Origin of the sequence: Streptomyces sp. RKAG293 (assembly GCF_023701745.1) — a bacterium.
Classification (GTDB): Bacteria; Actinomycetota; Actinomycetes; order Streptomycetales; family Streptomycetaceae; genus Actinacidiphila.
The window spans coordinates 1,332,894-1,352,349 of the sequence record NZ_JAJOZB010000001.1; the positions used below are offsets into that span (position 1 = coordinate 1,332,894).

General features: G+C 72.5%; 21 protein-coding genes. 14 read left to right on the forward strand and 7 right to left on the reverse strand.

The window, feature by feature from the left end:
• Nucleotides 1–164: 164 nt before the first annotated feature.
• Nucleotides 165–1,781, forward strand: coding sequence for an alkaline phosphatase (locus tag LNW72_RS05895; protein ID WP_250980034.1), 1,617 nt, complete (start codon nucleotides 165–167; stop codon nucleotides 1,779–1,781).
• A 167-nt stretch (nucleotides 1,782–1,948) separates the two neighbouring features.
• Complete coding sequence (locus LNW72_RS05900; protein WP_250974394.1) at nucleotides 1,949–3,292, forward strand: GNAT family N-acetyltransferase; 1,344 nt, start codon at nucleotides 1,949–1,951, stop codon at nucleotides 3,290–3,292.
• On the opposite strand, the gene LNW72_RS05905 is transcribed toward LNW72_RS05900, so the two are convergent.
• Nucleotides 3,276–4,448, reverse strand: coding sequence for a PLP-dependent transferase (locus LNW72_RS05905; RefSeq protein ID WP_250974395.1), 1,173 nt, complete (start codon nucleotides 4,446–4,448; stop codon nucleotides 3,276–3,278). The genes LNW72_RS05900 and LNW72_RS05905 overlap by 17 nt on opposite strands.
• 59 nt (nucleotides 4,449–4,507) lie before the next feature.
• Between LNW72_RS05905 and LNW72_RS05910 the strand changes: the two genes are divergently transcribed.
• The 8 genes from LNW72_RS05910 (at nucleotide 4,508) to LNW72_RS05945 (ending at nucleotide 10,483) form a co-directional block, all read left to right on the forward strand.
• Entirely contained in the window at nucleotides 4,508–4,990 is a 483-nt protein-coding gene (locus tag LNW72_RS05910) for an Lrp/AsnC family transcriptional regulator (RefSeq protein ID WP_250974396.1), read from the forward strand.
• 94 nt (nucleotides 4,991–5,084) lie between these two features.
• On the forward strand, nucleotides 5,085–6,770 hold the full coding sequence (locus tag LNW72_RS05915; RefSeq protein ID WP_250974397.1) for a DUF885 domain-containing protein: 1,686 nt from the start codon (nucleotides 5,085–5,087) through the stop codon (nucleotides 6,768–6,770).
• 130 nt (nucleotides 6,771–6,900) lie between these two features.
• On the forward strand, nucleotides 6,901–7,767 hold the full coding sequence (locus tag LNW72_RS05920) for an ATP-grasp domain-containing protein (protein ID WP_250974398.1): 867 nt from the start codon (nucleotides 6,901–6,903) through the stop codon (nucleotides 7,765–7,767).
• Nucleotides 7,768–7,822: 55 nt separating this feature from the next.
• Complete coding sequence (locus LNW72_RS05925; protein ID WP_250974399.1) at nucleotides 7,823–8,347, forward strand: GNAT family N-acetyltransferase; 525 nt, start codon at nucleotides 7,823–7,825, stop codon at nucleotides 8,345–8,347.
• Between the two features lie 208 nt (nucleotides 8,348–8,555).
• Nucleotides 8,556–9,050, forward strand: a complete 495-nt coding sequence (locus tag LNW72_RS05930) for a DUF6879 family protein (RefSeq protein ID WP_374117401.1) — start codon at nucleotides 8,556–8,558, stop codon at nucleotides 9,048–9,050.
• 18 nt (nucleotides 9,051–9,068) lie between these two features.
• Nucleotides 9,069–9,917: a helix-turn-helix transcriptional regulator gene (locus tag LNW72_RS05935; protein WP_250974401.1), complete on the forward strand. Its 849-nt coding sequence runs from the start codon at nucleotides 9,069–9,071 to the stop codon at nucleotides 9,915–9,917.
• Nucleotides 9,918–9,974: 57 nt separating this feature from the next.
• A complete protein-coding gene (locus LNW72_RS05940; RefSeq protein ID WP_250974402.1) occupies nucleotides 9,975–10,256 on the forward strand; it encodes a hypothetical protein in 282 nt (93 codons plus the stop codon).
• Nucleotides 10,257–10,258: 2 nt separating this feature from the next.
• Nucleotides 10,259–10,483, forward strand: coding sequence for a hypothetical protein (locus LNW72_RS05945; RefSeq protein WP_250974403.1), 225 nt, complete (start codon nucleotides 10,259–10,261; stop codon nucleotides 10,481–10,483).
• A gap of 20 nt (nucleotides 10,484–10,503) precedes the next feature.
• Here the strand turns inward: LNW72_RS05945 and LNW72_RS05950 are convergent, their stop codons facing one another.
• The gene (locus LNW72_RS05950; RefSeq protein WP_250974404.1) at nucleotides 10,504–10,980 is read right to left on the reverse strand and encodes a rhodanese-like domain-containing protein; all 477 of its coding nucleotides are present in this window, start codon (nucleotides 10,978–10,980) and stop codon (nucleotides 10,504–10,506) included.
• A gap of 94 nt (nucleotides 10,981–11,074) precedes the next feature.
• On the opposite strand from LNW72_RS05950, the gene LNW72_RS05955 reads away from it, so the two are divergent.
• A complete protein-coding gene (locus LNW72_RS05955; RefSeq protein ID WP_138357223.1) occupies nucleotides 11,075–11,521 on the forward strand; it encodes an Lrp/AsnC family transcriptional regulator in 447 nt (148 codons plus the stop codon).
• On the opposite strand, the gene LNW72_RS05960 is transcribed toward LNW72_RS05955, so the two are convergent.
• Complete coding sequence (locus LNW72_RS05960; RefSeq protein ID WP_250974405.1) at nucleotides 11,511–14,558, reverse strand: AAA family ATPase; 3,048 nt, start codon at nucleotides 14,556–14,558, stop codon at nucleotides 11,511–11,513. The two genes, LNW72_RS05955 and LNW72_RS05960, sit on opposite strands and share 11 nt — an antisense overlap.
• Before the next feature lie 3 nt (nucleotides 14,559–14,561).
• Nucleotides 14,562–15,719 (reverse strand): exonuclease SbcCD subunit D, encoded by a 1,158-nt coding sequence (locus tag LNW72_RS05965; protein WP_250974406.1) that lies wholly within the window; start codon nucleotides 15,717–15,719, stop codon nucleotides 14,562–14,564.
• 252 nt (nucleotides 15,720–15,971) lie between these two features.
• Between LNW72_RS05965 and LNW72_RS05970 the strand changes: the two genes are divergently transcribed.
• On the forward strand, nucleotides 15,972–16,820 hold the full coding sequence (locus LNW72_RS05970) for a GNAT family N-acetyltransferase (RefSeq protein WP_250974407.1): 849 nt from the start codon (nucleotides 15,972–15,974) through the stop codon (nucleotides 16,818–16,820).
• A gap of 28 nt (nucleotides 16,821–16,848) precedes the next feature.
• Here the strand turns inward: LNW72_RS05970 and LNW72_RS05975 are convergent, their stop codons facing one another.
• Entirely contained in the window at nucleotides 16,849–17,475 is a 627-nt protein-coding gene (locus LNW72_RS05975) for a YigZ family protein (protein WP_250974408.1), read from the reverse strand.
• 89 nt (nucleotides 17,476–17,564) lie between these two features.
• Here LNW72_RS05975 and LNW72_RS05980 point away from each other — a divergent pair, with 89 nt between their 5' ends.
• Both LNW72_RS05980 and LNW72_RS05985 read left to right on the forward strand, forming a co-directional pair.
• The gene (locus tag LNW72_RS05980) at nucleotides 17,565–17,972 is read left to right on the forward strand and encodes a CoA-binding protein (protein WP_250974409.1); all 408 of its coding nucleotides are present in this window, start codon (nucleotides 17,565–17,567) and stop codon (nucleotides 17,970–17,972) included.
• 36 nt (nucleotides 17,973–18,008) lie between these two features.
• Nucleotides 18,009–18,290, forward strand: a complete 282-nt coding sequence (locus LNW72_RS05985) for a hypothetical protein (protein ID WP_250974410.1) — start codon at nucleotides 18,009–18,011, stop codon at nucleotides 18,288–18,290.
• Between the two features lie 10 nt (nucleotides 18,291–18,300).
• Here the strand turns inward: LNW72_RS05985 and LNW72_RS05990 are convergent, their stop codons facing one another.
• Together LNW72_RS05990 and LNW72_RS05995 are read right to left on the reverse strand one after the other, a co-directional pair.
• Nucleotides 18,301–18,831: a YbaK/EbsC family protein gene (locus LNW72_RS05990; RefSeq protein WP_250974411.1), complete on the reverse strand. Its 531-nt coding sequence runs from the start codon at nucleotides 18,829–18,831 to the stop codon at nucleotides 18,301–18,303.
• A gap of 20 nt (nucleotides 18,832–18,851) precedes the next feature.
• The gene (locus LNW72_RS05995) at nucleotides 18,852–19,424 is read right to left on the reverse strand and encodes an XRE family transcriptional regulator (protein WP_250974412.1); all 573 of its coding nucleotides are present in this window, start codon (nucleotides 19,422–19,424) and stop codon (nucleotides 18,852–18,854) included.
• Nucleotides 19,425–19,456: the final 32 nt, after the last annotated feature.

The following is a 19,456-nucleotide window of genomic DNA, read 5'->3' on the forward strand; positions in this document are numbered from 1 at the left end:
GCCATCGTAGGCCGCTGCCCCGGTGTTGACCATGGGTTTCGGCGTGCGGGCCGTCCCGCCCCGGGCGCCGTGTTCACCGGCCGTTCGGCCGGACGGCATCCGGGACCAGTAGGAACGGGGACGACGCAGGGGCAGCCGAGCAGCGGGAGTCGCACATGTCGCAGATGCCGAACACAGCACACCAGGAGCAGGGTTCGCCGCGGTCGCGGCCTTCGGTCACGGGGGTGGACCGCCGGACGGTCCTCGGCGGCGGCCTCGCCGCGGCCGGAGCGCTGCTCGTTCCCGCCGTGACGGCGGCGCCCGCGCTGGCGCTGTCGGGGCGGCCGGCCGCCCCGTGGGGTGTGCAGAGCGGTGATGTCACGGCCACGTCCGGCCTGGTGTGGGTGCGGGCGGACCGGCCGGCCCGGATGGTGGTGGAGACGTCGGTCAGCGGCTCCTTCCGCGACGCGCGCCGCTGGCAGGGCCCGCTGCTGGGTCCCGACACCGACTTCACCGGCACGACCTCGCTGCGCGGGCTGCCGTCCGGTGAACAGATCCACTACCGGGTGCTGCTGGCCGATCCGGACGACCACCGGCGTACCGGCGCACCCGTGGACGGCACCTTCCGCACCCCGTCGGCACGGCGCCGCGACGATGTGCGTTTCCTGTGGTCGGGGGACCTCGCAGGACAGGGCTGGGGCATCAACCCGGACATCGGCGGCTACCGCATCTACGAGGCGATGGGCCGGCTCGACCCGGACTTCTTCCTCTGCAGCGGTGACAACATCTACGCCGACGGCCCCATCGCGCCCACCGCGGCACTCCCCGACGGCAGCATCTACCGCAACCTCACCACCCCGGAGAAGTCCAAGGTCGCCGAGACGCTCGCGGAGTTCCGCGGCGCCTTCCGCTACAACCTGCTCGACGACAAGCTGCGCGCCTTCAACGCGCGGGTGCCCTCGGTCATCCAGTGGGACGACCACGAGGTGCGCAACAACTGGTACCCGGGCGAGATCATGGACGACGCGCGGTACGCCCAGAAGAGCGTGGACGTCCTGGCGGCCCGCTCCCGGCGGGCGTTCTCCGAGTACTTCCCGATCTCGACGCTGCGGCCGAACGCCGACGGCCGGGTCCAGCGGGTGCAGCACCACGGCCCGCTGCTGGACGTCTTCGTGCTGGACATGCGCACCTACCGCAACGCCAACTCCCCCGACACCCAGACGCAGGACGCGCAGGGCATCCTCGGCCGGGCGCAGCTGGAGTGGCTCAAGCGGGAGCTGTCCCGGTCCCGCGCGGTGTGGAAGGTGATCGCCGCCGACATGCCGCTGGGCCTGGTGGTGCCGGACACCACGGAGGGCAGGCCGAACATCGAGGCGGTCGCGCAGGGCGACCCGGGCGCCCCGCTCGGACGTGAGCTGCAGATCGCCGAGCTGCTGCGGTTCGTCAAGCACCGGCGGATCACCGGGACGGTGTGGCTGACGGCCGATGTGCACCACACCTCCGCGCAGCACTACCAGCCGTCCCGCGCGGCGTTCACGGACTTCGCGCCGTTCTGGGAGTTCGTCTCCGGTCCGCTGAACGCCGGCGCGTTCCCGGCCAGCGCGCTGGACGGCACCTTCGGTCCCGAGCGGGTGTTCGTCAAGGCGCCCGAGCGCGCCAACGTCTCGCCCGCCGAGGGGTACCAGTTCTTCGGCCAGGTCGACATCGACGGGCAGTCGGGCGAGCTGACGGTGCGGCTGCGCGAGCAGGACGGCACGGTGCTGTTCACCAAGGTGCTGCAGCCCGGCCGCGTCGGGCAGTAGGGCACCCGGCCCGCTTCGTCCGCGGTTCTGCCGTCCGCCGGTCGCGGGACACCGCCCGGCGGACGGCAAAACCGTTGAAAGCGCAAATTAACCACCAGGAATCACCCTTAACCCACCGGTCATAGAACGTTCGTGATCACGCAACACATGTTCGACATGGTGTTCTCATGCCTCAGCTGACTCCGTCGAACCCACGCCCCTCCCGCTCCCACCGCCACCACTGGCGGCGCGACCTGGTGGAACTCGCCGCTCTCTTCACCGCGGTGGCCGCCGCCGACCTGGTGGCCGATGTGGTGGTGCACGGTCCGGAGGGGCCCGTCCTGCTGGCCGCCTCGGCCGTCGCACTGCTGGCGACGGCCGGTTTCCACACCTGGTGGGCACGCCGCCACAGTCATGCGCCCCCTGGACCGGCTCCGGCGGACGGGGCCGAGGAACCGGGCCCGGCGACGCTGTGGCGGCTGCGCACCACGGTGCGGGACACCCCCGGCAGCCTGGGCGCGGTGTGCATGGCACTGGCCGACGCCGGTGTCGACATCCTGACGCTGCAGACCCATCCGCTGGCCGACGGCACGGTCGACGAGTTCCTGCTCCGGGCGCCCGGGTCGGTACCGGCCCTCGCGCTGTCCCAGGTCGTCGGGGCGGCCGGCGGACGCGACACCTGGACGGAGCGGGCCGACGCCCACGACCTGGTGGACACCCCCACCAGGATGCTGACGCTCGCCACCCGCACCGCCCTGGACGCCGCGGAGCTGCCGCTCGCCCTGCGCCAGCTCTTCGGCCGGTGCACGATCCGCTCGGTCCCGGCCGCGAAGGACGGCGCACCGGCGCCGGAGGAGTCCCTGACCGAGACCGTGATGACGCTGCGCGACCCGTCCGGCGGCACGATCACCGTCGAGCGTGCCTATCTGCCGTTCACCCCGACCGAGTTCGCCAGGGCGCGGGCCCTGGTGGAGCTCGACTCGCGGCTGGGCGCGCGGATGCCCGGGAGCAAGGACGTGCTGACGCTGCCGGAGGGCAACGAGATCACGATCCGCCGGGCCGGCCCCGAGGACCTGCCCGCCGCCCGCGCCATGCACGACCGCTGCTCCCCCGCGACGCTCGCGCAGCGCTATCACGGCCCGGTCCCCGACGCGGACCGCTATCTGAAGCATCTGCTCAGCCCGCGCTTCGGGCGGACGCTGGCCGTCGAGACGGCGTCGGGCCGGCTGGTCGCGCTCGCGCACCTGCTGTGGGACGGCGACGAGAACGAGGTCGCCCTGCTGGTCGAGGACGACTGGCAGCGCCGCGGCATCGGCGCGGAACTGCTGCGCAAGCTCGTCGGCCATGCCGTCGAGGCGGGCCGGGGCAGCGTCTACGCCGTGACCCGGGCGAACAACACCGGCATGGTGGCGACCATGCGCGATCTGGGACTCCCGCTGGACTACCAGGTCGAGGACGGCACGCTGGTGATCACCGCGACGCTGACGCCGTCGGGCGTGCCGTCCTCGCCGAAGGTCACGAGCCGGAACTGACCGACTCGGCGAGGGCCGCGGCCCGCAGCGCGCCGTCGAGGTCGCGCCACAGGTCCTCGACGTCCTCCAGGCCGACCGACATCCGCAGCAGCCGGTCGCTGACGCCCGCCGCCCGGCGGTCCCGCTCGTCGACGACGCGGTGGCTGATCGAGGCCGGGTGCTGGATGAGGGTGTCGACACTGCCGAGGCTGACCGCCGGGGTGATCAGCCGGACCGCGGCGATCACCTCGTGCGGGTCGCCGTGCACCTCGAACGCGACCATGGCGCCGCCGATCCGCGGGTAGTGCACCGCCGCCACCCGCGGGTCGGCGGCCAGCCGCCCGGCGAGGATTTCGGCGCTCTGCGAGGCGGCGCGCATCCGCACCGGCAGCGTCGACAGGCCGCGCAGCAGCAGATAGCCGGCCAGCGGGTGCAGGACGCCGCCGGTGGCGAACCGGACCTTGCGCAGCAGCCGGGCGAAGTCCTCGTCGCACGCCACCACCCCGCCGAGCACGTCGCCGTGACCGCCGAGGTACTTGGTGGCGCTGTGCAGCACGATGCTCGCGCCCAGCTCGGCGGGGCGCTGCAGTACCGGCGTCGCGAAGGTGTTGTCCGCGAGCAGCGGCACCGTTCCGCAGGCGTGCGCTATGGCCCGCAGGTCCAGTTCGGCGAGGGTGGGGTTGGCGGGGGTCTCGACCAGGACCAGGCCGGTGTCGGGCCGGATCGCGTCGGCGATGCCCGCCGGGTCCACCCAGGTCACCTCGGTGCCCAGCAGCCCGCCGGTCAGCAGATGGTCGCTGCACCCGTACAGCGGGCGGACCGCGACCACGTGCCGCAGGCCCAGCGAGCCGCGCGCCAGCAGGCAGGCGGTCAGGGCCGCCATGCCGCTGGCGAAGGCGACCGCGTCGTCCGTGCCCTCGAGCCGGGCCAGGGCGGTCTCGAAACGGCTGACGGTCGGATTGTCCAGCCGGCCGTAGACGGGCGGGCCCTCCAGCCGGGCGCCGGTGGCGGCGAACTCATCGAGCCGGGCGGCCTCGCCCCGGCTGTCGTACGACGGGTACGTGGTCGACAGATCCAGGGGTACGGCGTGCACGCCGAGCCCGGCGAGGTCCTCGCGGCCGGCGTGCACCGCTTCGGTGGCCAGGGAACGCGGCGGTGTCACAGTGTGTTGTTCCATGCGCAGAGCCTGAACAATCGGCGCCCATCGGTGACCGGATCCCGTGCTACGTTCGGCCGATGACCGATTCCGTCACTTTGGATCCGATCGATCTCGAGATTCTCCGGGTCCTGCAGAACGATTCCCGGACCACCAACCGCGATCTTGCGACGGCGGTCGGCGTCGCCCCGTCCACCTGCCTGGACCGCGTGGCGCGGCTGCGCCGTACCGGAGTGATCCTCGGCCATGAGCTGCGGCTGGATCCCGCCAAGCTCGGACGCGGCCTGGAGGCGCTGCTGTCCGTGCAGGTGCGGCCGCACCGCAGGGAACTGATCAGCCCGTTCGTGACCCGGATCCGCGCCCTCCCCGAGACGCGGGCGCTGTTCCACCTCACCGGCCCCGACGACTACCTCGTCCATGTCGCGGTGACCGGCACCGCCGACCTCCAGCGGCTGGTGATCGACGAGTTCACCTCGCGCCGCGAGGTCGCCCGGGTGGAGACCCGGCTGATCTTCCAGCAGTGGGACTGCGGCCCCCTGCTGCCGCCCGTGCCGGGCGCCTGACAGCCCGACCGCCGGCCTCGCGGGGCCCGCGGCGACAGGTACGTAGCCAAGAAGAATGATGACGCGGCGGCCCCGTTCATACGAGGATGGCCGTATGTCCACGAATACCAGCAGCCCGCTGCCCCGCCAGGTGGCCGACGCGTACGTCGACCACCTCATCGAACTCGACCCGATCATGGGTACCTACCTCGGCATCGCGCAGAGCAACTCCTCTCTGCCCGACTACTCCCCCGCCGGGACGAGCGCCGTCGCCGACCTCGCCCGCACCACGCTGGACCTGCTGACCCAGGCCGAGGCGCGGCCGGGCGCGGACACCGACGCGGAGCGGCGCTGCGCCCGGCTGCTGCGCGAGCGGCTCAACGCCGAACTCGCCGTGCACGAGGCCGCGGAAGGGCTGCGCGCGGTCAGCAACATCCACTCGCCGCTGCACTCGATGCGCGAGGTCTTCAGCGTCACCCCGTCCGAGACCACGGAGGACTGGACCGCGATCGCCGCCCGGCTGCGCGCCGTCCCGGCCGCGCTGGAGGGCTACCGCGCCTCGCTCGCCGAAGGCCTCGACCGCAAGCTGCCGGCCGGCCCCCTCCAGGTGACGACCGTCATCGGCCAGCTGACCGGCTGGATCGGCACCGACAGCAGCTACTTCGGGACCATCGCCGCGCCCGGCCCCGAGGAGCTGCGCGGTGAGCTCGATGCCGCAGCCGCCGGTGCCACCGAAGCCCTCGTGGCCCTGCGCGACTGGCTCCGCGACATCTACGCCCCGAGCGTCGAGGGCGCGCCGGAGACCGTCGGCCGCGAGCGCTACGCCCGCTGGTCGCGGTACTGGAACGGCACCGACCTCGATCTCGACGAGGCCTACGCGTACGGCTGGTCCGAGTACCACCGCATCCACGAGGAGATGAAGACCGAGGCCGCGAAGATCCTGCCCGGCGCGGCGACTCCCTGGGAGGCCCTGGCCCACCTGGAGGAGCACGGAACCCGCGTCGAGGGCGTCGAGGAGGTCAGGGCCTGGCTCCAGTCGCTGATGGACGAGGCCATCGAGGCGCTGGACGGCACCCACTTCGAGCTGGCCGACCGCGTCAAGCGCGTCGAGTCGCGGATCGCCCCGCCCGGCGGCGCCGCGGCTCCTTACTACCTGCAGCCGTCGGAGGACTTCTCCCGCCCGGGCACGACCTGGCTGCCGACGATGGGCAAGACCAGCTTCCCCGTCTACGACCTGGTGTCCACCTGGTACCACGAGGGCGTACCCGGCCATCACCTGCAGCTCGCCCAGTGGACGCACGTCGCGGAGTCCCTCTCCCGCTACCAGGCGACCGTCGGTCTGGTCAGCGCGAACTGCGAGGGCTGGGCGCTGTACGCCGAGCGCCTCATGGACGAGCTGGGCTTCCTCACCGATCCCGAGCGCCGGCTCGGCTACCTCGACGCACAGATGATGCGCTCGACCCGCATCATCGTCGACATCGGCATGCACCTGGAGCTGGAGATCCCCGCCCACTCCCCGTTCCACCCCGGCGAGCGCTGGACGCCGGAGCTGGGCCGGGAGTTCTTCGGTCTGCACAGCGGCCGCCCCGCCGACTTCGTCGACAGCGAGCTGATCCGCTACCTCGGCATGCCCGGCCAGGCCATCGGCTACAAGCTCGGCGAGCGCGCCTGGCTGACCGGCCGCGAGGCCGCCCGCAAGGCCCACGGCGACGCCTTCGACGCCAAGGCCTGGCACATGGCCGCCCTCTCCCAGGGCTCCCTCGGCCTCGACGACCTGGTCACCGAGCTCTCAGCCCTGTAGGAACCCGGCGGGGCCCCGGCCTCGCAACGTTTCCGTGCGGACGGCTGCGGATCTCTTCCGCCGCCCTCCGCGCGGAGCCGCCCCCGGCGCCGCCGGATGGTGCCGTCCGCGGCCGGTCTAGGCTGCCCGCATGGGGGCCACCATCATCTTCTGCGCGGATCCGCTGAATCCGCGGCGACCGGACGTCCACTTCGCACCCGAGGCGCGGGCCGCCCGGGAACTGGGCCTGACGGTCGCGCTGCTCGACCACGACGCCCTGCTCGCCGGAGATCCGGCGGCCGCCGTCGCCCGCGTCTCGCCCGGCACCGGGACCGCCTGGTACCGCGGCTGGATGATCCCCGGTGACCACTACGGCGCCCTGGCCCAGGCGCTCGACGCGCGCGGCTGCACGCTGCTGACGGATCCGGACCGCTATCGGGCTGCCCATGAACTGCCCGGCTGGTACGGCACGTTCGAGGAGCTGACGCCGCGCACCGTCTGGCTGCCTGTCGACGCCGGCCGACCGCCGGACGCGGCGACGCTGGCCGCACTCACCGCACCACTGGGCGGCGGCCCCGGCATCGTCAAGGACTTCGTCAAGTCCCGCAAACACGAGTGGGACGAGGCCTGTTACGTCCCCGACCTCGCGGACACCGCACGGCTCGCGGCCGTCACCACGTGCTTCGTCGAGCGGCAGGGCGACTTCCTCGCGGGCGGAGTCGTCGTCCGGGCCTTCGAGGAGTTCACGGACACCGGCGAGGCACGGGTGTGGTGGCTGGACGCGCAACCCGTTCTCGTCACCGCACACCCCGACACCCCGCAACTCCGCCCCCAGCCGGACCTGGACCGGGTACAGCCGCTGGTGGCCGCCCTCGGCTGCCGCTTCGTCAGCACCGACCTCGCGCTGCGGGCCGATGGCCGCTGGCGGGTGATCGAGGTCGGGGACGGCCAGGTCAGCGATCTGCCGCGGGACGCGGACCCCGGGGCTCTGGCCGGAAAACTCGCCTCCGTCCGATGACCCCGAGGGATACTCTGCAGATCCTTTGCCTTCTCCGACAGGACGGTTCCGATCCATGACCCTGCGCACCTCCCACCACGACGGCCGACAGGTGCTCGTATCCGGCCGGGTGACGCTGCGCGAGCAGTTGCCCGCCGACTGCGCGCAGCTGGCCGAGGGCAAGCCCGCCGAGCTCGTCTGGATCGACGGGATACCCGGCGAGGGCACGATGAGCGCCGCCGGGATGACGGTCCAGGCCGACGCGGCCGGAGTGTTCCAGCCCGGCTGGGGAGTGTTCGCGATCCAGCGGTCCGAGGACGGAACGGCGATCGGCGGCATCGGCTTCCATGGTCCCCCCACGGACGGCGTCGCCGAGATCGGCTACGACCTCTCGGTCTCCGCCCGCGGCGCCGGCTGGGCCACCGACGCCCTGCTGGCCCTGACCGAATGGGCCCTCGCCCGCCCCGGCGTCCGCGTCCTCCTCGCGACCACCGAACCGGACAACATCCCGTCCCAACGCGTCCTGGAACGAGCGGGTTTCACTCGCGTGGCGGACCACGGGGCGCTGCGCGCGTTCGAACTGTCGGGCCCGGCCGCCTGAGCCGTCGCATCCTGCGTGTCAGCGCGCGCGGGGAGCAGCTGTCCGGCGCCCCAACACGCTCCATTGCGTGGTCGGTTGATCACCCTGCGTAATTGACGCCCGCTGCCGAATAGGTGATGGTCGTGCAACCTGACGCAATCGACTAGGCATAGGAGCCTGGCATGGCACTGCGGTTCATTGGGATCGATCCCGATACCGGACAGGGCAACTGCCCGACGGTGTGGGTCACCTGGAGATGCACGACTCCTATGCCGTCGAGAGCGAAGCCGAGGAGTTCGCTCTCTGGCAGAGCGCGGGGCGACGCTGGGAGGGCGGACGGGCCGAGGCGTACTGGCGACCGTGGACGGATCTCGTAGCGGAGACCGTGGCCCGCGGCGTGGAGGTGCGCCGAGCACGCGTCGTGTCCGAGCCGGTCTCGGAATACATCCGGTTCGAGCACGCGGCAACGGACTGGAACGTCGGCGCCGGAGAGCGGGTGGCTTGGCTGCCGCGCCGCCTCGCGTCCGATCTCGCGCTGCCGGGCAACGACTTCTGGCTGATCGACGATCGCGCCGTCCGCTTCAACTTGTTCGCGGGTGACGGATCGCTCGTGGATCCCGATTACACGGAGGACCCACGCACGGTGGCGATGTGCGCCGATGCCTTTGCCGCCGTGTGGGAACGGGCCATCCCCCACGCCGAGTTCGTCCTCCAGTCCCCATAGTCAACGTACAGTCGGATCATGCCCGCGTCCCCTTCGTCCAGCGCTCAGGAGGCGCGTAGATCGTTGGCCGCGCGTCTCGGGGAGATCCGACGCGACGGGGGGCTCTCCGGCAAGGCTCTGGCCGCCCGCTGCGGCTGGAGCCCTGCCAAGGTGTCGCGTATCGAGAACGCCAAGACGCCTCCGTCGGACGCGGATATCCACGCTTGGTGCACGGCGTGCGGTGCGAAGGAGCGAGCCCCGGACCTCGTCGCGGCCAACCGGTCCGTGGATTCGCTGTATGTCGAGTGGCGTCGGATCCATCGCGATGGCCTTCGGCACAGCCAGAACGCCATGGTCCCGCTCTACGAGAGAACGCGAACGTTCCGCGTCTACTGCTCCAACGTCGTACCGGGACTTTTGCAGACCCCCGGATATGCGTCGGCGCTCCTCAACGCCATCACGGCGTTTCAGGGGACGCCCGACGACGTCTCGTCGGCTGTCGCGGCGCGCATGGCGCGATCGAGGGTGATCCATGCGCCGCGACACACCTTCGCATTTCTCGTGGAGGAATCGGTACTGCGCAACAGGATCGCCGACCCATCGGTCATGGCCGGCCAACTGGGCCACCTGCTGGCCATCATGTCGCTTCCGTCGGTAGCGCTGGGCATCGTCCCGTTCACGGCGCAGCGCGGGATGTGGCCACTCGAGACGTTCATGATCTTCGATGACGACTCGGTGCAGGTGGAGTTGCTGACCGCCTTCGTGAACGTGGTGGCCCCCGGCGATATCGCGACGTACGGGCATGCGTTCACCAGCATGCAGGAATTGGCCGTCTATGGGTCGGCCGCTCGGACTCTGATCACATCCGCGATTGATGCCTTGGGATGAAGTGATGCAATCCCGTGCAACAACGTTGAAGTGCTCCAGCTGGCCTCCCTACGGTCGATGTATGACGGCCGCTCAGGCGCCGCACACGGCAGCGCCAGCGTCCCGTCGGGGGTCACCATGGATGAAGGGAACGCGCCGGAGATCGGCGCGCTCGTGATCGACAAGGCCGCAGACCGGCTCGGCTACGTCATGGATCGCCTGAACTCACTCGTGCAGCTGCGGCCGCCCAACGGTGGCAGGGAGTGGGAGGCGGACCCCCAGGACATCGTTCCCGCGACGACCGGCGATCGGCTTCAAGCGCGGGTGGTCGAGGACCGCGCGCGGAAGCGGGGTGGCTGACGATGAGGGCCGCGCGCGGGCTGACGCTTCAGCGGCACCGGGCGGAGGACACGCCCGCCGTGTTCGAGTTGCAGTGTGTCCGGTGTCTGGAGACGTCGTCGTTGCAGGACAGTCTCTCGACGGCTCAGGACTGGGCGCTGCGGCACGCCGGCCGGCAGCCGGCGCACACGCAGTTCTCCGAGCTGGCGCGTCGTTCCTGGATCGTCACGGGCGGCGGGGACTCCTGAAACCGCGGCCGCACGGCCGGTCAGCAGCCGCAGGCGGCGTCGACCGGGGCGGTGAGGGGGTCCGCTTCGTGGCGGGCTTCGCCCTCGGAGGTCTCGAAGGCGTAGCCCTCGCGGATCCAGTACTCCATGCCGCCGAGCATCTCCTTGACCTGATAGCCGAGGGTCGCCAGGGCGTGGGCGGCGCGGGTCGCGCCGTTGCAGCCGGGGCCCCAGCAGTACACGACGACCGGGACCGAGCGGTCCAGGAACTCCGCGGCGAGCTGTGGGATCCGGGCGGTCGGGAGGTGCACGGCGCCCGGTACGTGGCCCTGGTCCCAGGACGCGGTGCTGCGGGAGTCGACGACGACGAAGCCGGCGTGCTCGGCCTGCAGACCGGCCGCGACGTCGGAGACGTCGGCGTGGAAGGCCAAGCTGGCGGCGAAGTAGGCGGCTGCGTCGGCGGGCGCGGCCGGGGGGACGCGGAGGACGGGGTTCTCGGAAACGATCAGCTGTGTCATGGCGGAAAATCTACGGAATCCGGACAGGACCGTGAAGTGAGATTCCCCGGCGGTTTTCTTGCCCAGCCGGGGTTTCCCCTGCTATTCATCGGTCATGACCAGTGAATCCCTCGACGCCACCGACTGGCGCATCCTGGAAGCCCTGCAGCGTGACGGCCGGGCCAGTTACGCCGAGCTGGCGCGGGCCGTCGCGATGTCGCCCAGTGCGGTGACCGAGCGGGTCCGCCGGCTGGAGGAGTCCGGGGTGATCACCGGCTATTCGGCGGTCATCGACCACGACCGGGTCGGTCTGCCGATCCTGGCCCTGGTGCGGCTGCGGTATCCGACCGGAAACTACAAGCCGTTCCACGACCTGCTGGCGTCGACGCCGGAGATCCTGGAGGCGCACCACGTCACGGGCGACGACTGCTTCGTCATGAAGGTGGCGGCCCGCTCGATGCGGCATCTGGAGGAGACCGCCGGCCGGATCTCGGGCCTCGGATCGGTCACCACCAGCATCGTCTACTCCTCGCCGCTGTCCCGCCGCCCGCTCACGTTGTGACGGGGGCGGTGGCACGGGCAGCGGCGCGCCCGGACGGGCCCTGCGCGACAGTGGAGCCCGACTGGCCCTTTATGACGCGTAGTTGGGCGGGAATCCGCTGCCGCAGGTCCGCGACGTGGCTGACGATGCCGACGGCGCGGTCCCGTTCGCGCAGCGCGTCCAGGACGTCGAGCACCTCGTCCAGGGTCTGCTCGTCGAGGCTGCCGAAGCCCTCGTCGATGAAGAGGGTGTCCAGCCGGGTGCCGCCCGCCTCGTCGGTGACGACGTCCGCGAGGCCGAGCGCCAGCGCCAGGGAGGCGGAGAACGTCTCGCCCCCCGACAGCGTCGAGGTGTCGCGCTCGGTGCCCGTCCAGGCGTCGACGGCCCTCAGGCCCAGCCCGGACCGGGAGCGGCCCGCACTCCTGGCGTCGCTGTGGACGAGGGTGTAGCGGCCCGACGACATGCGCTGCAGCCGGACGCTGGCCGCCGCGGCGACCTGTTCCAGCCGGGCGGCCAGGACGTAGGTCTCCAGTTCCATCTTCAGCTGGTTCTCGGTGGAGGTGCCGGCCGACAGGTCCGCCAGCCGCCGGATGCGGGCGTACTCGGCGCGGGCCGGGGCGAGTTCCGCGGCCTTCGCGGCGGCCTGCGCCCCGAGCCGGTCGAGGTCGGCGCCGCGGGTCTGCGCGGCGGCGTGCGCGGCGGCCGCCTCGCGCAGCCGGGCGGTCGTGGTGTCGACGGCCGCCCGCGCCCGCGCGGGATCGGCGGCCGGCAGCGCGGCGGCGGCCGCGAGGCCCGGCGCGGCCAGATCGGCGGTGACGGCTGCCTCCTCGTCACGCCACTGCGCCACGAGGTGCTCCAGCCGCAGCCGCCGGTCGGGCGCGTACAGCGCGCGGGCCGCGTCGGCGGGGGTGTCGAACCCCGCGCGGAACGCCGCGTCGGACAGTGCCGCGTCGGCCTCCTTCAGCCGCTGGGCCCCATCGTGCTCCCGGTCGACGGCCTGCGCGGCCGTCGCCAGCACCTCGACGTGCCGGGCCAGTTGCGATCGGCGGGCGGCCACGGTGGCGAAGCCGCCGCGCGCCCGCGACAGTTGCTCGGCGATGCGCTCGTACTGCTCGTCGAGTTCCTCGCGCCGCGAGGTCCGCGCCGCGGCCCGGCTCAGGGCCTCGTGCCGCTCCGCGGTCCTGCGGTCGTGTTCCCGCTCGGCCTCGCCGAGCGCCTCGCGGGCGGCGTGGGTGTCGGCGGCGGCGCGCACCGTGAGCACGTACTCGCCGTCCAACGCGGTGTACGCGGCGGCCAGTTCATCCACAGGGGTGTCGCCGGACGCCGCCAGGGCCGCGTCCCGCCCGGCCCGCGCGCGGCTCAGCTCGTCCTGGACAGCGCTCTGCGCGGCGGACGCGCTCTGATGGGCGGCGTAGGCGGCGTCCTCGTCCTCGCGGGTGACCTGCCGGTCGGAGGGGCGAGCCGGCTCGGGGTGTTCCGCGGAGCCGCACACCCGGCAGTTCTCTCCGGGCACCAGGGCGGCGGCCAGTTCCGCGGCGATGCCGGAGATCCGCGCTTCGCGGGCGTCCTGCCAGGCCTCGCGGGTGTCGGCGGCCCGGTCCCGGGCGGCGCGGTGCCGGTCCTCGGCCACGGTCAGGGCATGGGCGTAACGGTCGCGCTCCCGGGCCGCGTCGAGGCGGCGGCGGGCCTGGTCGCGTTCGGCGTCCAGCGTTCCGGCGCGGGCCGCGGCGGTCTGCGCGTCGTCGACACGGCGCTGCAGCCGCAGCCGTTCCGGCTCCCAGCCCGCCAGCCAGCCGTCGGCCTCCTGTACGGCCTCGTCGTCACCGCGCGCCTCGGCCTCCAACCGGTCGCGCCGGACCGCCAGTTCGGCGGCGCGCTGCTCCAGCTCACCGGCCTCGGTGAGCGATCCGAGCTCCTCGCGCAGCTGGTTGGCGGTCGTGGTCAGCTGCTCCGCGGCCGCCTCGGCGAGGTCGGCGGGGAGCTGCGCCCGCGCGGTGCGCCGGGCCGCGAGCGCCTGCTGGTGCTGTGTCGCGGCCTTCTCGCGCAGTTCCAGGGCCGATTCGACACCGGAGGCGCGGTGCGCCCGCTCCAGCCGGGCACGCTGCTCGTCACGTTCCGACTGCGCCCCGGCGATGCCGTCGGCCCGGCGGCGGGCGGCGGCGTACCGCTGCTGCAGGCCGTACAGCTCCTGGACGGCGCCGGCCTCGTCGCGGGCCCGCAGGTGGGCCTGTTCGGCCAGCTCCAGCGCGCTCACGGCGATGTCGTGGCGCTCGCGCGCGGTGGAGCGCAGCACGGCCGCCCACTGCAGGATCGGCGCGGCCAGGTCGGAGAGGACCGCCGGTGCGCGCGCCGGTACCTCCTCGGGCAGCCAGCCGTCCAGCGGCTCGGCCCCCGGGCCCGCCGCCTGGGCGAGGCGTCCGGCCAGGTTGTCCAGCTCCTGGTCACCGGTCTGGATCCGCTGTTCGGCGGCGCGGCGGCGCTCCTTGAGCCACTCCTCGACGGCCTTGAAGCGGCGGGTGTCGAAGAGCCGGCCCAGCAAGGCGCCGCGTTCGGCGGCGGTGGCCCGCAGGAAGTTGGCGAACTCGCCCTGCGGCAGCAGCACCACCTGGCAGAACTGCTCCCGGCTCATCCCGATCAGCTGCTTGAGTTCCTCACCGATCTCCTGGTGGGACTTGGACAGCGCGCGCCACTCGCCGTCGCTGCGCTCCCGCAGCAGCGTGACGGCCTTCTCCTGCGTCGTCCCGGAGCCGCGCTTCTTCGGGCGCTGCTGCTCGGGCCGCCGGGTGATCTCCAGGTGCCGGCCGCCGACGTGCAGTTCGAGGACCACCTCGGTACTGAGGGTGGCGTCGGCGTGGTCGCTGCGCAGCCGGCTGGCCGGCCGGCTGCCGGGGACGTCGCCGTACAGGGCGAAGCAGACGCCGTCGAGGATGGAGGTCTTCCCCGCCCCGGTCGCGCCGTGCAGGAGGAACAGTCCGGCCGAGGACAGTTCGTCGAAGTCGACGCTCTCGGTGCCCGCGAAGGGGCCGAAGGCGGTGAGGTCGAGCCGGTGCAGCCGCATCGCTTACGTTTCCGTCCTTGCGTGGTGCGCGCGTACCGCGTCCAGGGCCTCGCGCAGCACCGTCCGTTCCCGCCCGTCGGGGCCCGAGCCCCGGACGTGGGCCACGAAGTCCTCGGCGATCTGCTGGTCGGTGCGGCCGCGCAGCCGCTGGGCGTAGGAGACCGCCGGGTCGGTGCCGGAGTTCTCGGGGTCGAAGGCGAGGCTGAGCACGTGCGGGAAGCGCTTGGCCAGGGCCGCCATCGGTTCCGGCGGGCGCAGCGCGTCGGTGAGGGTGGCCTCGACCCAGGCGTCCTCATGACGCTCCAGCGCCGGATCGGCGAGCAGGTCGTCCAGGTGGCCGCGGATCCGGGCGATCGGGCGCGGCACCGGGCAGTCGACGCGCCCGGCGGTCACGGAGCCGTCCGGGTCGAGGTCGACCAGCCACATGCTCTTGCGGTGCCGCTCCTCGGAGAAGGAGTACGCCAGCGGCGAGCCGGAGTACCGGACCCGTTCGGTGATCGTCTGGCAGCCGTGCAGATGGCCGAGCGCCACATAGTCCACGCCCGCGAAGATCTCGGCGGGCACGGCCTCCACCCCGCCCGCGGTGATGTCGCGCTCGCTGTCGCTCGGCGCGCCCCCGGTGACGAAGGCGTGCGCCAGCACCACCGAGCGGGTGCCGGCCGGGCGGGTGGCGAGATCGGCGCGTACCCGGTCCATGGCCGCGCCCAGCACGGCGGTGTGGTCGGCCCGCTCGGCGTCGAACTCGGCGCGGACCAGCGCCGGTTCGAGGTAGGGCAGCCCGTACAGCACGGTGTCGCCGGTGGCGCCCGGCAGGACGACGGGGACCGCGCAGCCGGCCGGGTCGGTGCGCAGGTGGATGCCGGCGCGGCCCATGAGCCCTGCGCCGACGCCCAGCCGCCGGGCCGAATCGTGGTTCCCGGAGATCATCACCGTCGGGACGCCGAGGTCGGCGAGCCGGTGCAGGGCGTCGTCGAAGAGCTCGACGGCGGACAGCGGCGGCACCGCCCGGTCGTAGATGTCGCCCGCGACGAGCACCACGTCGACGGCCTCGTCGCGGACCGTACGGACGAGGTGGTCGAGGAAGGCCGCCTGGGCGGCGAGCAGGCTCTCGCGGTGGAACGAGCGTCCCAGATGCCAGTCGGATGTGTGCAGAAGTCTCACTGGGGTGCTCCGACCTGCACGTTTATCTCTCCTCCACCCCAGAACCCGCACCGGACCAGCCTGGGGTCCAGCTGTCGGCACCGACCACGCTAGCGCCCGGACGCCTCTCATCCACCACGGACCTCGGTTTGTCATCGGTGCCGGGGCCGGACGGCGGGCGGTATTGCCGTGATCCGGTCCGTTACGAAACGATCACGCCAGGGGTGAACCAGTACCGAACACGCCCCGCCACCGACGCCCTTGGAGTGAGAAGTGCCGACATTCGAGATCACGGCCGCGAGCGCCGCCGACATCGGGCTGATGGCGGACTGGGCCGCCGCGGAGGGCTGGAACCCGGGCCGCACCGACGGCTCCGCCTTCTTCGCGGCCGATCCGCACGGTTTCCTGATCGGCCGCCTCGACGGTGATCCGGTCGCCTGCGTCTCGGTCGTCCGGTACGGCACCGATTTCGGCTTCCTCGGTTTCTACATCACCCAGCCGTCGCTGCGCGGCCAGGGCTACGGCATCCAGCTCTGGCGCGCCGGCATGGCGCGGCTCGCCGGGCGCAACGTCGGGCTCGACGGGGTGGTGGCCCAGCAGGAGAACTATCGCAAGTCCGGTTTCCGCTCCGCCTGGAACAACATCCGCTACGAAGGCACTCCGGCCGCGGACGCGCCGGCGCCGGCCGGCGTCACCCTGGTGGACGCCCGCACCCTGCCCTTCGACCAACTCGCCGCCTACGACCGCCGCTTCTTCCCGGCGCCCCGCGACAGCTTCCTGGCCACCTGGATCGCGGCACCCCAGCGCACCGCGCTGGCCGCGGTGCGCGACGGAGAGCTGCAGGGTCTCGCCGTGCTGCGCGCGTGCCGCGAGGCCTCGCGCATCGGGCCGGTCCACGCGGACGCGCCGGAGGTGGCGGGCGCCCTGGTCGGCGCGCTGGCGGCGACCGTGCCGGGCGAGCCGGTGTCGATCGACGTGCCCGACATCAACAAGCCGGCGGTGCACCTCATGGAACAGCTCGGCCTGGCGCCGTCCTTCGAGACCGCCCGGATGTACACCGGTCCGGTGCCGGAGACCGATCAGGCCGGGATGTACGGCGTCACCAGCCTCGAACTGGGCTGACGCCGTTCTTGCGACAACAGGTTCCGGGCTAGACGTCGACGAATTCGGTGCCGCCGGCCTCCACCGTGGCGGCACCGGAGGTGCTGTCGGCGACCCAGGAGCGGAACGCCGCCACCTCGGACTCGGGCAGCGCGATGTCGATCCGTACATCGGCGCCGTACCGCACCCCGCGCACCGTCCGCCCGGCCGACCGCAGGTCGTTCTCCAGCCTGCCCGCCCGCTGGTGGTCGGCCGCGACCGTCAGCAGTGCGAGGCGCTGCCGTTCGACGGTGCCCAGTTCGTCGAGCGCGGCGGACACGGCGCCGCCGTAGGCACGCACCAGCCCGCCGGCGCCGAGCTGGACCCCTCCGTAGTAGCGGGTGACGACGGCGACGACATCGCGCACCTCGCGGCGCAGCAGTACCTGCAGCATGGGGGTGCCCGCGGTGCCGCCGGGTTCACCGTCGTCGCTGGCCTTGTGGAGGCGGCCCTCAGCTCCGATGACGTAGGCGAAGCAGTGGTGGGTCGCGCCCGGGTGCTCCTTGCGGATCTTCTGGATGAACGCCTGCGCGGCCTGCTCGCTGCCCGCGGGCGCCAGCGCGCACAGGAAGCGCGAGCGCTTGATCTCGCTCTCGTGCACGCCCTCGCGCCCCACCGTCAGATACCGGTCCACCATCCGGCCACCCTATGCCGCCAGCCGGGAATGGGCCGGGCCGGTCGCTCGTTGACCAGGCACGACGAGCGGGACACCCTCTGGAGGACGACGTGTACGGCGATGCTGCGACGGTACGGAAGATCCTGACCGGGACGGGTGACACCTGGGCGGTGGTCGGTCTGTCGAACAACGAGGCACGGGCCGCCTACGGGGTCGCGCGGGTGCTGCAGCGCTTCGGCAAGCGGATCGTTCCCGTCCACCCCAAGGCCGAGACCGTGCACGGCGAGCAAGGGTACGCCTCGCTCGCCGACATTCCGTTCCCGGTCGACGTGGTCGACGTCTTCGTCAATTCCGAGCTGGCGGGCGCGGTCGCCGATGAGGCGGTCGCGGCCGGGGCGAAGGCCGTGTGGTTCCAGCTCGGGGTGATCGACGAGGCCGCGTTCGAGCGGACGCGGGCGGCCGGCGCGGAGATGGTCATGGACCGCTGCCCGGCGATCGAGATTCCGCGCCTCGGCTGACGCGCGATACCGGGCCAGGAAGCCTACGGTGGCGGGGTGAGCAAGGACCGAAAGCCTCCGCCGCCGCCCTTCGGGCTCGATGAGAAGACCTACGCCGATCTGTGGTTCTACGCCCTGCCGGTGCTCGGCTTCGTGCTGGCCTTCGGGGTCTTCGCGGTGCTGCTCGGGGTGCTGCCCGACCACTGGTGGGGTGAGGTGCTGGCGGCGGTGGTCGCGGTGGGCGTCGGTGTGATCGTGGTGCGGGCGGGACGGCGGCTGCACCGGTCCCTGCACGCGGCGGACGAGGACCGGTCCGGCGGGCCGCCGGACCGGCGCTGACCGCAGCCGCTCAGATACCGAGGCCTTCGAGGACGACCGCGCCCGGCAGGGCGGCGAGTACCTTGCCCGGCACGATCAGCTTGCCGCGCCGGGCGCCGCTGCCGATCACCAGGTACGGGGCGTCGACGACGGCCGCGTCGATGAGCAGCGGCCAGTCACCGGGCAGGCCGACGGGGGTGATGCCGCCGTACTCCATGCCGGTGGCGCCGGTCGCGGCGTCCATCGCAGCGAACGAGGCCTTGCGGGCGCCGAGATGGCGCCGGACCACGCCGTTGACGTCGACGCGGGTGGTGGAGAGCACCAGGCACGCGGCGAGCGTGACGTCCTGGCCGCGCTTGCCCGCGACGACCACGCAGTTCGCCGAGGCGTCCAGGAGGTCGGCGCCGTAGGTCTCGACGAAGACGGCGGTGTCGGCCTTCTCGGGGTCGGTGTCGACGTAGAGCACCTCGGCGGTCACCGCGGCGGCCACCGGAGCCGGGAGCAGGTCGAGCCGTTCGGTGGCGGGGTGGGCTTCGTCGAAATTGCCGATCGGTGCGCGCATACCTGGAAACGTAACAGGCGTCACCTGGGCGGCGGGACGGCGATCGCGAGCGTCATCTCGGCCGGGACCTGACCCGCGTTGTGATAGCCGTGCGGCACATGGGCGTCGAAGCTCGCGGTGGTCCCGGAGGGGACGCGGTACTCCTGGCCTTCGACGACGAGCGTCAGCTCGCCCGCGTCCACCCGGATCAGTTCGGCGCTGCCGGGCGGGTGGGCGTCGGAGTCGTGGCCCTCGCCGGGCATGAGCCGCCAGGACCACAGTTCCAGCGGGCCGGGTGCCTCGGTGCCGGCCTGGAGCGTGCCGTAGCTGCCGGCCGGGGTGCTCCACAGCGGTACGGCGCGGTCGGCGGGGACCAGCCGGACCTGGGGGCTGTCGGCGTAGTCCAGGAGGTTGGCGATGCTGATGCCGACGGCGTCGGCGATGCGCACCACGGTGCCGATGCTGGGGTTGGTCCTGGCCTGCTCGATCTGGATGATCATGCCCCGGCTGACGCCCGCCCGGGCGGCGAGCGCGTCGAGGCTGTATCCGCGCTCCAGCCGCAGTCGTTTGACGTTGCGGGCGAGCGACTGGGCGACGATTTCGAGGTCCGGCACGCTTCCGTCCAATATTATGAATGACAGAGTTC

What these genes read in the sequence shown, in the direction of transcription:
- LNW72_RS05895 (WP_250980034.1), top strand. Translation starts at nt 165, where the DNA reads ATGCCGAACACAGCACACCAGGAGCAGGGTTCGCCGCGGTCGCGGCCT.
- LNW72_RS05900 (WP_250974394.1), top strand. Translation starts at nt 1,949, where the DNA reads ATGCCTCAGCTGACTCCGTCGAACCCACGCCCCTCCCGCTCCCACCGC.
- LNW72_RS05905 (WP_250974395.1), bottom strand. Translation starts at nt 4,448, where the DNA reads ATGGAACAACACACTGTGACACCGCCGCGTTCCCTGGCCACCGAAGCG.
- LNW72_RS05910 (WP_250974396.1), top strand. Translation starts at nt 4,508, where the DNA reads ATGACCGATTCCGTCACTTTGGATCCGATCGATCTCGAGATTCTCCGG.
- LNW72_RS05915 (WP_250974397.1), top strand. Translation starts at nt 5,085, where the DNA reads ATGTCCACGAATACCAGCAGCCCGCTGCCCCGCCAGGTGGCCGACGCG.
- LNW72_RS05920 (WP_250974398.1), top strand. Translation starts at nt 6,901, where the DNA reads ATGGGGGCCACCATCATCTTCTGCGCGGATCCGCTGAATCCGCGGCGA.
- LNW72_RS05925 (WP_250974399.1), top strand. Translation starts at nt 7,823, where the DNA reads ATGACCCTGCGCACCTCCCACCACGACGGCCGACAGGTGCTCGTATCC.
- LNW72_RS05935 (WP_250974401.1), top strand. Translation starts at nt 9,069, where the DNA reads ATGCCCGCGTCCCCTTCGTCCAGCGCTCAGGAGGCGCGTAGATCGTTG.
- LNW72_RS05940 (WP_250974402.1), top strand. Translation starts at nt 9,975, where the DNA reads ATGTATGACGGCCGCTCAGGCGCCGCACACGGCAGCGCCAGCGTCCCG.
- LNW72_RS05945 (WP_250974403.1), top strand. Translation starts at nt 10,259, where the DNA reads ATGAGGGCCGCGCGCGGGCTGACGCTTCAGCGGCACCGGGCGGAGGAC.
- LNW72_RS05950 (WP_250974404.1), bottom strand. Translation starts at nt 10,980, where the DNA reads ATGACACAGCTGATCGTTTCCGAGAACCCCGTCCTCCGCGTCCCCCCG.
- LNW72_RS05955 (WP_138357223.1), top strand. Translation starts at nt 11,075, where the DNA reads ATGACCAGTGAATCCCTCGACGCCACCGACTGGCGCATCCTGGAAGCC.
- LNW72_RS05960 (WP_250974405.1), bottom strand. Translation starts at nt 14,558, where the DNA reads ATGCGGCTGCACCGGCTCGACCTCACCGCCTTCGGCCCCTTCGCGGGC.
- LNW72_RS05975 (WP_250974408.1), bottom strand. Translation starts at nt 17,475, where the DNA reads ATGGTGGACCGGTATCTGACGGTGGGGCGCGAGGGCGTGCACGAGAGC.
- LNW72_RS05990 (WP_250974411.1), bottom strand. Translation starts at nt 18,831, where the DNA reads ATGCGCGCACCGATCGGCAATTTCGACGAAGCCCACCCCGCCACCGAA.